Genomic DNA, 12,154 nt, shown 5'->3' with positions numbered 1-12,154 from the left:
GGTGATGGTGCTGGTGGCGGGGCGCTCGGCGTCGGTGGCGGTGTCGGCGGCGGCGTGCTGCCGGGCGGCGGGCGTGGGCGTGTAGGGGAAGGCGCCGGTGGCCGCATCGAGGCTCACCGCACCCTGACCGGCAACCCGGCCAAGGGTGCGGTGATCCTCGATGCGGCCACCGGCGCCTTCACCTACACGCCCACGCCCGCCGCCCGGCATAACGCCGCCGCCGACACCGCCACCGACGCCGAGCGCACCGACACCATCACCGTCACCGTCAACGACGGCCACGGCGGCACCATCTCCGTCCCGATCAGCCTGTCGGTCCTGGCCGCCAACCAGGCCCCCACCGCCGCCCCGGCCACCGCACCGGCGACGGTTAAGGCCGTAGCCGCCGCCGGCGAAATCGAGTGGGCGGTCATCATGGGTTACGACGCGCAAGCAGGCCGCTATCCGGTACTCATCGACGCGCGTGAATTCATCGGTAGTGACGTAGCCCCGAACAACGTGGGCAGCCTGGAGCTATTCGATCTGTGGAACGGCCCCATCACCTTCGACTCCTACGATCCGGAAAACTGGGCGAAGTACCACATTTACACCGACACGCCACTCAACTTTGCCGGGTCTGCATTCTCTCGGTATCTGCGAAGCGGCGGCGGGTTCTACGGGGTCGCAGCTGAATTCAGCTTCGCCAATCCCGCCGCCATCGGAACCGTCACTGGAACACTCGGCGTCACTGATGCCGATGGGGACACCTTGGCCTACTCCCTGACCGGAGACCCGGCCAAGGGCAGCGTCGTACTCAACGACGACGGCACCTTCACCTACACCCCCGACCCGGCCGCCCGACACACCGCCGCCGCCGACACCGCCACCGACACCCAGCGCACCGACACCATCACCATCACCGTCACCGACGGCCACGGCGGCACTGCCAGCAGACAAGTCAGCGTCACCATCAACCCGGCGAACAGGCCACCGGCCTTGAGCCAACCAAGCCTGAGTGCGGCCAATCCGAGCAATGGCGCCGTCGCCGGCACGTGGCGAAGCACGGATCCCGACGGCGACCCGCTGACCTATACCGTGGCCAACGCACCAACTTCGGGAAGCGTCGTCCTTAACGCCTCCGGATTCGCGTACACCCCCTCTTACAGTGCACGCTTGAGGGCGAACAGTGGCGCCTTCAACGACAGCTTCAACGTGACCATAAACGATGGCTACGGAGGCAGAGTCACTCAGAGCATCGCCGTGCCGGTAAGCCCGCTGACCCCCAACAGAGCGCCGACAGCGACCGTCTCCAACGTCGTCACCCGCACCGTTGCAGATGGCCTCGGAAGCAACCTCATTACCAACTACGGGAATTCGATCTGCGTCGACGGGAACACCGTCTATGTGGCGACCACGGGAGGCCTCGGTATATCCGCCAACGGCGGCAGGACATTCACCAACCGCACCACCGCTAACGGCCTACCCAACGATTATTCTTTTGCAATCGCCGCAACCGGCGGAGCGATCTTCGCGGGGACCAACAGCTACAGCGGGCTGTCCACCTCCAGGGACGGCGGCGCAACGTTCACCAACCGCACCGGCACCGGACTAGGTAGCGTTGTCTACTCCGCATACACCAACGGCGGGAAGGTCTATGTGGGGTCGAATCAAGGCCTCAGCATCTCGAGTGACGGGGGGAACACCTTCACGCTCCGCTCACTCGGGGGCTACGGTCTTGGCATTCACGTCGATGGCAACAACGTCTACGCAGCAACGACTAGCGGCTTAAGCGTCTCGACCGACGGTGGCGACACCTTCACCCGCCGACTCGCTGCTAACGATTTACGTGGCGGTGTCTACGCCAGCGGAAACAACATCTACGCGGCAAGGCAGAGCGGGTTGGCCGTTTCGACCGACGGCGGCAACACCTTCAACACCCGGACTATCGCCAACGGCCTGGGCAGCAACATTGTGCTCGGGGTCTGCGGCGACGGCAACACCGTCTATGCGGCAACGAGTGGCGGGCTGGGCGTCTCGACCGACGGTGGCAACACTTTCACCAACTACGGCAGAGCGATCGGTTTCGCCTCAGACGCGATGTACGGAGTGAAAGTCAGCGGGGGCAAAGTGTACGTAGCCAACGGTGGGGGTTTGGGCATCTGGGATCGGACCGGCCGCACCGGCCGGGTGATCGGCACGGATCCCGACCGAGACACCCTGACCTACACCGTGGGTACCCCCTCCACCAATGGCACGGTCGTCCTCGCTGTCGACGGCAGCTACGTCTACACCCCGAACGGGGCCGGCGGCTCGGATTCCTTCACCGTGGTCGTATCCGACGGTAAGGGCGGCAGCGTCGTTGTGCCGGTGAACATCACAGCCTGACCGCCGCCCTCACGACGGTCGCGCCGCTCGCCGCCGCGGATCGAGCACGTCCACCCCGTCGTCGGCCCACGCCTGCCGCATCGCCCCGGCGCCCTTCAGCCGCACCCAGGCCGCCTCGGTCTGGGTGAGCGGCACCGCGGCGAGGAACCGCACCGGGTCGCGCGGTGGTTCCAGCGGCAGGTCCGGGATGTCCGAAAGCCCCAGCAGCACAGCGGTGAACGGCGCACCGGCCCACAGCGGCGCCGACAGGTCGACCAGCGCGTCGGGCACCAGCACCACGCCCTCGACCGCCGGGGTCGCCGCGACCACCGCGACGCTGCGGGCCAGGCCGGTGGTGTCGGACCCGCCGCGCAGGCTCACTACGACCTCCGCCCGCGGACCGCGCAGCGGATCGGCCACCGCCTCAGACGGGTCGGTCATCGGATAGCGCGAACAGCCCAGCGAGACATGGTGATACACCCCGTCAGGGTCGGGTCCGAAGCGGAGCACATCCATGCGCTCCACGCCCAGGAAGGTGACGCCGGCGACGTCGGGTTCCGACGCGGCGCCCCGCGCGGCGAAGTGGGCGCGAAGGTGACCGGATACCGCCGGCGGCGGGTCGGTCACCGGGGGGTGGCGGTGAGGTTCACCCCGGACGCGGCGTCGAACACCTGCAGCCTCGAGATGTCGAGCGCCAACTCCACGTTCTGGCCGGTCGCCGCGCGGGAGTCCGCGGAAACCCTTGCCACGTAGCGGTTCTCGCCGATGCCGGAGTCGGCCAGTTCGGACAGCTGGGCCGAGCGGGCGCCGGCGCCGCCGGTGGAGAAGTACACGTACTTGTCGGCACCCAGGGACTCGACCAGGTCGGCGGTGACGCCGAAGGTCAGGGTGCGGGCCCGTTCGTGCGGCTCGAGCAGGGCGGCGTCCTCGAAGTGCTCGGGTCGGGCGCCGACGATGATGTCGGCCGGCAGCGGGTGGGCGGGCCCCTGGTAGACCACGGTGCCGATCGGCAGCCGGAACCCGGTCTCGGTGGGGGCGGCCGGGAAGAAGTTCATCGCCGGCGAGCCGATGAACCCGGCGACGAACAGGTTGGCCGGGGAGTTGTACAGCTCGTCGGGCGTGCCGATCTGCTGGGCCTCCCCCGCCCGCAGCACCACCACCCGGTCCCCGAGGGTCATCGCCTCGGTCTGGTCGTGGGTGACGTAGACGGTGGTGGTGCCCAGCCGGTTCTGCAGCCGGGCGATCTCGGCGCGCATCTGCACCCGCAGCTTGGCGTCGAGGTTGGAGAGCGGCTCGTCCATCAGGAAGGCCTTGGGGTTGCGCACGATGGCCCGGCCCATGGCCACCCGCTGGCGCTGCCCGCCGGAGAGTTGGGAGGGCTTGCGGTCGAGCAGTTCGGTGAGGTCGAGGATGCGGGCGGTCTCGGCGACTTTGGCGTCGATGTCGGCCTTGCCGAGCTTGGCCAGGGTGAGCGGGAAGGCGATGTTCTGGCGCACCGTCATGTGCGGGTAGAGCGCGTAGGACTGGAACACCATGGCGATATCGCGGTCCCGCGGCGCCTTGTCGTTGACCCGGACCCCGCCGATGCGCAACTCCCCGGAGGTGATGTCCTCCAGGCCGGCGATCATGTTGAGCGTGGTGGACTTTCCGCATCCGGACGGCCCGACCAGGATGACGAACTCGCCGTCGGCGATGGTCAGCGACAGGTCTTTGACCGGGGTGGCGCCGTCGGGGTAGCGCTTGGTGACCCGGTCCAACACGATCTCTGCCATAGCCCGCTACCCCTTCACAGCGCCGGAGGTCAGCCCGGCGACAATCCGTCGTTGGAAGATCAGCACGAAGATGATGATCGGGATGGTGATCACCATGGCGCCGGCGGCGATGGATCCCGTCGGCTCCTCGAATTGCGAACTGCCGGTGAAGTTCGCGATCGCCACCGGCGCGGTGATCGCGGCCTTGGTGGCCGTCAGCGACAGCGCCAGCAGCAGGTCGTTCCAGGCGAAGATGAACACCAGGATCGCGGCGGTGACGATGCCGGGCATGGCCAGCGGCGCGATCACCCGGCGGAACGCCTGCGCCGGTGTGGCGCCGTCGATCTTGGCGGCCTTCTCCAGATCCCAGGGGATCTCCCGGAAGAACGCCGACAGCGTGTAGATGGCCAGCGGCAGCGCGAAGGTGATGTAGGGGATGATCAGCCCCGGCCAGGTGTCGAACAGCCCGATGCGGCGTTCGATGTTGAACAGCGGAGTTACGAGCGAGATCTGGGGGAACATCGCGATCAGCAGCGCCGCACCGATGAGCAGCCGCTTGCCGGCGAAGTCCAGCCGGGCCACCGCGTAGGCGGCCATCCCGCCGATCACCACGGCGATGACGGTGGTGATCAGACCGATGCCGATGGAGTTGATCAGCGCCGAGGAGAACACGTCGCCGGTGAAGATGCCCTTGTAGTTGGCGAAGGTGATCGACGACGGGATCAGCTTGCCGTCCTTGACATTCGAGGTCGGCTTGAGCGACAGGCTCAGGATCCACAGCACCGGCAGCAGCGCGTAGATCAGCACCAGGGCGTTGATCACCGTCCAGAAGCCCGCCCGCCGCGCCATCAACGCACCTCGGTCTCGGCGCCGGGGGCCGAAGCGCCGAACAGCTTGATGTAGACGAACGCGATGGCGGCCACCGCCAGGAACACCAGCACGCTGATCGCCGAGCCCAGCCCGAGGTTGAAGGCCTTGAACAGGTTGTCGTAGCCCAGGATCGACACCGACGCGGTGTCGTTGGCGCCGGCGGTGAGCACGTAGATGTTGTCGAAGATGCGGAAGGCGTCCAGGGTGCGGAACAGCAGCGCCACCAGGATGGCCGGCTTGATCAGCGGGATCGTCACCCGCCACAGCCGGGTCCAGGCGTCGGCGCCGTCGACCTCGGCGGCCTTGAGCAGATCCTCGGGCACCAGCGCCAGACCGGCCAGCAACAGCAGCGCCATGAACGGGGTGGTCTTCCACACCTCGGCGAGGATGATGACGGCCAGCGACGGGATCTGTTGGGTCAGCGGCGCACTGCCGTCGGGCAGCAGGTTGGCCAGATACCCGGTGCCCGGCGTCCAGGCGTAGTACCAGCTGTAGGACGCGGCGACGGTGACGATGCCGTACGGGATCAGGATCGCGGTGCGCACCAGGCCCTTGCCGACGATGGTGCGGTGCATCACCAGCGCCAGTGCAAGTCCGAGGGCGAACTCGATGGCCACCGAGATGACGGTGATGACCAGGGTGACGAAAAACGCTGTCCACCAGTAGTTGTCGCCCAGGATGGTGGCGTAGTTGGCGAACCCGACGAACTTGATGTCGGCGGGGCTGGCCAGGTTGTAGCGGTGCAGGCTCAGCCAGAACGCGTAGAGGATCGGGTAGGCGGTGACGACGAGCATCAGGATCACCGCCGGGGCGATCAGCCAGTAGGCAAGCCGGCGCTGGGAGCGGCGGTCGCTGGTCAGCACCGTACGGGTCGGCGTCGGTGCGGTCACGGGATCAGCCCCTTGCCGTCGACAGCCTTCTGCACCTGGGCGGCCAGTTCGTCGGCGGTGCGCTCCGGGTCGATGCCGGTGACCGGCGCCAGGGTGACGGAGATCCGCGTCGACACCGCCTGATAGTTCGGGGTGGCCGGGCGCACCGCGGCGTTGGTCAACTGGTCGCGGATGATCGCGTACTGCGGGTACTTCTTCTGGAAGTCCGGGTCGTCGTAGAGCGAGGCGCGCACCGCGGGCAGGCCGCCCTCGATGGAGGTGTAGCGCTGGTTGGCCTCACTGCGGATGCAGCGCACCGCCTCGAACGCCTCGGCGGGATGGCGGGTGGTGGAGGACACCGCGAGGTTGAGGCCGCCGAGGGTGACCCGGGCGGGCTGGCCGGGAATCACCCCCGGGTAGGGGGCGAAGGCGAACACCTTCTTGCTCTCGTCGAAGGCGAGTTGGAACTGCTCGTCGGTGGGGCTGAACGAGCCGGTGTCGCTGATGCTGCCGGCCAGTTCCGGCCGGTCCTTGAGCGGCAGGAACGACACTCCGCCCTTGACGGCGTTCTCCAGCATGGAGGCGAACACGAAGGGCCAGTTGACTTCCAGAGCGGCGTTGCCCTGCTCGAGGGCCAGCCGGGCGGTGCCCTCATCGGTCTGGGTGACCGACGGGTCCGCACCGGGTGCGGTGGCCACCGCCTTGATGATGCTCAGCGCCTTGACGGTGGCGGCCCGGTGTTCGGGGGTGTCGACGAGGGTGACGGTCTTGCCGTCGTCGGCCAGTACCCGCCCGCCGGCGCTCTCCAGCAGGGTGTTGAACCACACCACCAGGCCCTCGTACTGCTTGGCCTGCACGGCGATCCAGCTGGGCTTGCCCTCGTCGTGCAGCCGGGTGGCCTCGGCCACCATCTGGTCCCAGGTGGCCGGTGGCGGGGCCACCAGATCGGGCCGGTACCACAGCATCTGGGTGTTGGTGGTCACCGGCGCGGCATAGAGCTTGCCGCCCCAGGTGGCCGAGGCCAGCGGGCCGGGCAGGGTGTCGGTGGTGGCGTCGGCCTCGGCCTGGCCGGCCGGGTCGGCGGAGAGCGGCAGCGCCCAGCCGGCTTCGGCGAACTCGGCGGTCCACACCACGTCCATCGCCATGATGTCGAGGGTGTGGTCGTTGCCGGTGATCCGGCGGGCCAGTTGCAGCCGCTGGTCGTCGGCGCCCTTGGGAAGTGCGAACTGCTTGACGGTGAACCTGCCGCCGAGTTCCTCGGTGCAGCGTTTGGCCACCGCGGTGAAGGTGGCGGTCTCACTGGCCGGGGTGTAGAGGCTGACGATGCGGCTCTGCGAGTCCGGCGCGCAGGCGGACAGGCAGGTGCTCGCAGCAGCCAGAGCGGCGGCGGTCATCCGCCGGCAACGCCCGCCAACGCCTGTCACCCCGTAGCCCTCTCCTGAACCGTTCCGCGGGCTACTCTAGCCCCGCTCAGCGGCCCGAGCGTGCTACAGCGTCAGGCGCGCCAGCATGTCCCGCGCCTGCTCGGCGCTCTGCGGATCGCACAAGACGTCGTAGCGCCCGGCCACCAACTGCATGGTGGAGCTGAAATCCCTTGTGCCCTTGGACATTCCGTACGGGACCGCCGAGGTGATCAGGCCGAACATGATGCCCGCGGGAATCGCCGCCACCAGCGCCGCGCCGATGTTGTTGGTGAACAGGCCCAGCAGCAGGCCGATGAAGACACCCAGCCAGGCGCCGCTGGCCACCCCGCCGAGCAGCACCTTGCCCCAGGAGAGCCGGCCGGTGACGCGCTCGACCTGCATCAGGTCGACGCCGACGATGGTCACCTGCTGGACCGGGAACTGGTTGTCGGAGAGGTAGTCGACGGCCTTCTGGGCTTCGGCGTAGGTCGGATAGGACCCGACCGGCCAGCCCTTGGGCGGTGTCGGCAGGCCCAGCGGCCCGCCGCGCGCCCCCCGCGGGGCGCCACCGGGGACACCGCCCGGGTTCTGTGCTGGCGGGAAGGGACTGGTCATCGTTTCGGCTCTCCTCTCGACGCCGGCCTGCGCCGGTGTTGCCTGGCTGCCCTCAGCATGACATCCGTGGCGGCCGCCCCGCGGAAAGCGGCGGAACGCGCCTCACCGGCCGCCGGGCGGGACGAACGGCGCGGCACTGCGGGCCATCCCCGCGGCCCGGCCCTTGGCGGCCACGACCAGTGCCATCTTGCGGCTGGCCTCGTCGATCATCTCCTCACCCAGCATCACCGCGCCGCGCGCCCCGCCGGCGGCCGAGGTGTGCCACGCGTAGGCCTCCAGGATCAACTCGGCGCGGTCGTATTCGTCCTGCCGCGGGCTGAAGATCTCGTTGCCCGCCGCGATCTGGTCGGGATGCAGCACCCACTTGCCGTCATAGCCCAGCGCCGCCGAACGTCCCGCCACCCGGCGGAAGGCGTCGACGTCGCGCACCTTCAGGTAGGGCCCGTCGACCGCGGCCACCCCGTGTGCGCGGGCGGCGATCAGGATGGTCATCAGGACGTGGTGGTAGGCGTCGCCGACGTCGTAGCCCTCGGGCTGCTCGCCGACCACCAGCGTGCGCGTGTTCAGGTCCGCCATCAGGTCGGCGGGTCCGAGCACCAGCGCCTGCACCCGCGGGGCCGCGGCGATCGCGTCGATGTTGGTCAGACCGCGGGCGTCCTCGATCTGCGCGTCGATCGCGATGGCCCCGACCGGCAGGCCGTGGCTGCGTTCCAGTTGGGTCAGCAGCAGATCGAGGGCGTGCACGTGGGTGGCGTCGGTCACCTTGGGCAGCACGATCACGTCGAGATGCGGGCCGGCGGCCGACACCACCTCGATCACGTCGGCGTGCGTCCACGGTGTGGTCCAGTCGTTGACCCGCACCCCGCGCAACTGACCCGACCAGCCCGGCCCCGCCAGCGCCGCGGCAACCCGGGTCCGGGCGGCCGCCTTGGCGTCCGGGGCCACGGCGTCCTCCAGATCCAGGAACACCTCGTCGGCGGGCAGACCCTTGGCCTTCTCGATCATCGTCGGACTGCTGCCGGGGACCGACAGGCAGGTTCTGCGCGGCCGATAGGCGGGTCGATCGGTCCGCTCCACCCGAGGACTCCTACCCTTCAGTTATGGCGTCGGTGAACAGGGTATACGCGGCGCGGCTGGCGGGGATGGTCGTGCTCGGCCCCGATGGCGAGTCCCTCGGCCGGGTGCGCGACGTGGTGATCAGCATCAGCATCGTGCGCCAGCAGCCGCGCGTCCTCGGCCTGGTGGTCGAATTACTCTCCCGTCGAAGGATTTTCGTCCCGATTCTGCGGGTCACCGCCATCGAGCCCGACGCGGTCACCCTGACCACCGGAAATGTGTCGCTGCGCCGGTTCGTCCAGCGCCCCGGCGAGGTGCTGGTGGTGGGCCAGGTGCTCGACACCCGGGTGCGGGTCGACGACCCCGAGCAGGAGCAGCTGGCCGGCCTCGACGTGGTGGTCGTGGATCTGGGCATCGAGCAGACCCGCACCCGGGACTGGGTGGTCACCCGGGTGGCGGTGCGCGGTCACCGGCGTCTGGGACGGCGCGGGGCGGTCGTCGTGGTGGACTGGCAGAACGTCCAGGGTCTGACACCGTCCGGGCTGGACATGCCCGGCCAGGGCGTGGCACAGCTGCTTCATCAGTTCGAGGGACAGCGCCCCGTCGAGGTGGCCGACGCGCTGCGCGACCTGCCGGCCAAGCGCCGCACGGAACTGGTCAACGCACTCGACGACGAACGCCTCGCCGACATCCTGCAGGAGCTCTCCGAGGACGACCAGACCGACCTGCTGCGCCAGCTCGACACCGAACGCGCCGCCGACGTGCTGGAGGCCATGGACCCCGACGACGCGGCCGACCTGCTGGGGGTGCTCAACCCGACGGAGGCCGAGGCCCTGCTGACCAGGATGGATCCGGAGGAGTCCGAATCGGTGCGCCGGCTGCTGAGCCACTCACCGGACACCGCGGGCGGCCTGATGACCTCCGACCCGGTGGTGCTGGCCCCGGACACCACGGTCGCCGAGGCCCTGGCCAGGGTGCGCGACCCCGACCTGACACCGGCATTGTCCTCGCTGGTGTTCGTGGTGCGCCCGCCGACGGCGACCCCGACGGGGCGCTACCTGGGCTGCGTGCATCTGCAGGCGCTGCTGCGGGAGCCGCCGGCCAACCTGGTCAGCGGCATCGTGGACAGCGACCTGCCCAGCCTGGACCCCGACTCCGCACTCGGGGCGGTGACCCGCTACTTCGCCGCCTACAACCTGGTCTGCGGCCCGGTCGTCGACGACCAGGGCCACCTGCTCGGGGCGGTGACGGTCGACGACGTGCTCGACCATCTGCTGCCCGACGACTGGCGGGAGAGCTTCGAGGGCGCCCAGATCACCTCGGTGAACCAGGGCACCACCGGCGCGGGGAGGCCGTCATGAGCGACCCCCGGCAGCGTCTGGACACCCCGCTCACCTCCCGGCGGCCCTCGTTCACCCTCGACCCCGAGGCGGTCGGCCGGGTCAGCGAAGCCGTCGCCCGGTTTCTGGGCACCGGCCGTTACCTGCTGTGGCAGACCGTCGTCGTCATCGTCTGGATCTGCCTGAACCTGTTCGCGGTCCGGCTGCGCTGGGACCCGTACCCGTTCATCCTGCTCAACCTGGCATTTTCCACCCAGGCGGCCTACGCGGCCCCGTTGATCCTGCTCGCTCAGAACCGCCAGGAGAACCGGGACAAGGTGGCCCTGGAGGAGGACCGCCGGCGCGCCGAGCAGACCAAGGCCGACACCGAGTTCCTGGCCCGCGAACTGGCCGCGCTCCGCCTGGCGGTCGGGGAGGTCGCCACCCGCGACTACCTGCGCCGGGAGATCGAGGAACTGCGCGAGGCGCTAGGCAAGAAGAAGCCGACCAAGACTCCCGCGGCTAAAAAGGTCGCCCCCGAAACCCGCCCGATCGACCCCGGCGAGTGACAACTGGGGGCAATGCGTTTCGCGGGGGTCACCTCCTTATGTATGGTGACTTGGTTCACAAGGGATAGCTGTGAGGGGACCAGTGGGGATAGGACGGCGGGTCGGCCGGGTTGTGCGGACCCCGGCATTCGGAATCGCGCTGCTGACTCCGGTGGTTCTCGCCGGTGCGGTGGCGGCGTCTCCCGACCGCCCCGGCGCCCCGGCCAAGAGCGCCGCACCCGCCCCGCAGGCCGCCGCTGAACCGGCCCGCAGCGAGGGCTACTCGGTGGTGGCGATGAGCAAGCCGCCGGCCGACTTCCGCTTCGCCGCCACCACCCTGGGACCGCCCCCGCCCGCAGCCGTCCTCGGCGGGACCGGCGGACCGGTGGGCGGGCTGCGTATTCCGTCCATGGCGCTGTCGGCCTATCGAAAGGCCGAACAGACCATGGCAGCGGCCGCTCCGGGCTGCGGGGTGAGCTGGAATCTGCTGGCCGGCATCGGCCGGATCGAGTCCTCGCACGCCAACGGCGGCGCCACCGATGCGCGCGGCACGGCGGTCCGCCCGATCTACGGACCGGCTCTGGACGGCAGCCTGCCCGGCAACGAGATCATCGTGCAGAGCAACCTGGGCGGGCGCCCGGTCTACGCCCGGGCGATGGGGCCGATGCAGTTCCTGCCGGGCACCTGGTCACGGTTCGCCTCCGACGGCGACGGCGACGGCAAGGCCGATCCGCAGAACCTTTTCGACGCCACCCTGGCCACCGCGCGCTACCTGTGCAGCGGCGGTCTGAACCTGCGCAACCAGGCCCAGGTCCTCACCGCGATCCTGCGCTACAACAACTCGATGGCCTACGCCGAGAACGTGCTGGGCTGGGCGGCCGCCTATGCCACCGGCGTGGCCCCGGTCAACCTGCCGCCCATCACCGGGCCGGTACCGGCCATCGGCGATGTCCACCTCGAGCGGCCCGAGGGTCTCGGGCCCGGCATGCCCGCCATGCCCACGGGCGACCCCCTGGCGCAACTGGCGCTGAGCAACACCGCGCAGGCCGGTCAGATGCTGCCCGGCCCGGGTCCGGGCGCCGCCGCGGTGATGCCCGAGCACGGCTGCGAGGTCATCTGCATGGCGTCCCAGCTGGCGCCGTCACAAGCCCCCAACCCCGACCTGCCGCCGTGGATGGCACCGCCGCCGTGGATGGCGCCGCTGCCCGGCGCTCCGATGCCCGGGGCACCGCTGCCCGGTCCGGCGCCGGCGGGCGGGCCGCTGCCCGGGCCCGCACCCGCCGGAGCCCCGCTGCCCGGTCCGGGAGGCGGTGGGGGCGCGGGAAGCCACGGTGGCGGCGGCAGGGCCGGCGCCTCGGCGGCCGGCGGCGGGGCCGGGGC

11 protein-coding genes are annotated in these 12,154 nt (G+C 69.8%); 4 read left to right on the top strand and 7 right to left on the bottom strand.

The window, feature by feature from the left end; genetic code table 11:
* Window positions 1-2,364: cadherin-like domain-containing protein (locus ACKOQ4_RS14160; protein ID WP_526292900.1), on the top strand; the 2,364-nt coding region annotated here is incomplete at its 5' end.
* 9 nt (window positions 2,365-2,373) lie between these two features.
* On the opposite strand, the gene ACKOQ4_RS14155 is transcribed toward ACKOQ4_RS14160, so the two are convergent.
* From ACKOQ4_RS14155 to ACKOQ4_RS14125, 7 genes are all read right to left on the bottom strand, one after another.
* On the bottom strand, window positions 2,374-2,970 hold the full coding sequence (locus ACKOQ4_RS14155; protein ID WP_526292898.1) for a suppressor of fused domain protein: 597 nt from the start codon (window positions 2,968-2,970) through the stop codon (window positions 2,374-2,376).
* On the bottom strand, window positions 2,967-4,115 hold the full coding sequence (locus ACKOQ4_RS14150; RefSeq protein WP_526292896.1) for an ABC transporter ATP-binding protein: 1,149 nt from the start codon (window positions 4,113-4,115) through the stop codon (window positions 2,967-2,969). Before ACKOQ4_RS14150 ends, ACKOQ4_RS14155 begins: the two co-directional genes overlap by 4 nt.
* A 6-nt stretch (window positions 4,116-4,121) precedes the next feature.
* Window positions 4,122-4,946 (bottom strand): carbohydrate ABC transporter permease, encoded by an 825-nt coding sequence (locus ACKOQ4_RS14145; RefSeq protein WP_526292894.1) that lies wholly within the window; start codon window positions 4,944-4,946, stop codon window positions 4,122-4,124.
* Window positions 4,943-5,854 carry a carbohydrate ABC transporter permease gene (locus ACKOQ4_RS14140; RefSeq protein ID WP_526292892.1) on the bottom strand — a complete coding sequence of 304 codons (912 nt, stop codon included), beginning with the start codon at window positions 5,852-5,854 and terminating at the stop codon, window positions 4,943-4,945. Before ACKOQ4_RS14140 ends, ACKOQ4_RS14145 begins: the two co-directional genes overlap by 4 nt.
* A complete protein-coding gene (locus tag ACKOQ4_RS14135) occupies window positions 5,851-7,227 on the bottom strand; it encodes an ABC transporter substrate-binding protein (protein WP_526292890.1) in 1,377 nt (458 codons plus the stop codon). Before ACKOQ4_RS14135 ends, ACKOQ4_RS14140 begins: the two co-directional genes overlap by 4 nt.
* 93 nt (window positions 7,228-7,320) lie before the next feature.
* Window positions 7,321-7,851 (bottom strand): general stress protein, encoded by a 531-nt coding sequence (locus tag ACKOQ4_RS14130; RefSeq protein WP_526292888.1) that lies wholly within the window; start codon window positions 7,849-7,851, stop codon window positions 7,321-7,323.
* 102 nt (window positions 7,852-7,953) lie between these two features.
* Window positions 7,954-8,928, bottom strand: a complete 975-nt coding sequence (locus tag ACKOQ4_RS14125) for an HpcH/HpaI aldolase/citrate lyase family protein (protein WP_526292886.1) — start codon at window positions 8,926-8,928, stop codon at window positions 7,954-7,956.
* A gap of 23 nt (window positions 8,929-8,951) precedes the next feature.
* Here ACKOQ4_RS14125 and ACKOQ4_RS14120 point away from each other — a divergent pair, with 23 nt between their 5' ends.
* The 3 genes from ACKOQ4_RS14120 to ACKOQ4_RS14110 form a co-directional block, all read left to right on the top strand.
* Complete coding sequence (locus tag ACKOQ4_RS14120; RefSeq protein ID WP_526292884.1) at window positions 8,952-10,268, top strand: magnesium transporter MgtE N-terminal domain-containing protein; 1,317 nt, start codon at window positions 8,952-8,954, stop codon at window positions 10,266-10,268.
* Window positions 10,265-10,795, top strand: coding sequence for a DUF1003 domain-containing protein (locus ACKOQ4_RS14115; protein WP_526292882.1), 531 nt, complete (start codon window positions 10,265-10,267; stop codon window positions 10,793-10,795). Before ACKOQ4_RS14120 ends, ACKOQ4_RS14115 begins: the two co-directional genes overlap by 4 nt.
* Window positions 10,796-10,877: 82 nt before the next feature.
* On the top strand, window positions 10,878-12,154 hold a 1,277-nt coding region (locus ACKOQ4_RS14110), incomplete at its 3' end, for a lytic transglycosylase domain-containing protein (RefSeq protein WP_526292880.1).

Origin of the sequence: Mycobacterium sp. (assembly GCF_046095365.1) — a bacterium.
Taxonomy (GTDB): domain Bacteria; phylum Actinomycetota; class Actinomycetes; order Mycobacteriales; family Mycobacteriaceae; genus Mycobacterium.
Note: the sequence above shows the minus strand (reverse complement) of the source record. Positions and strands in the feature narration are given on the sequence as shown.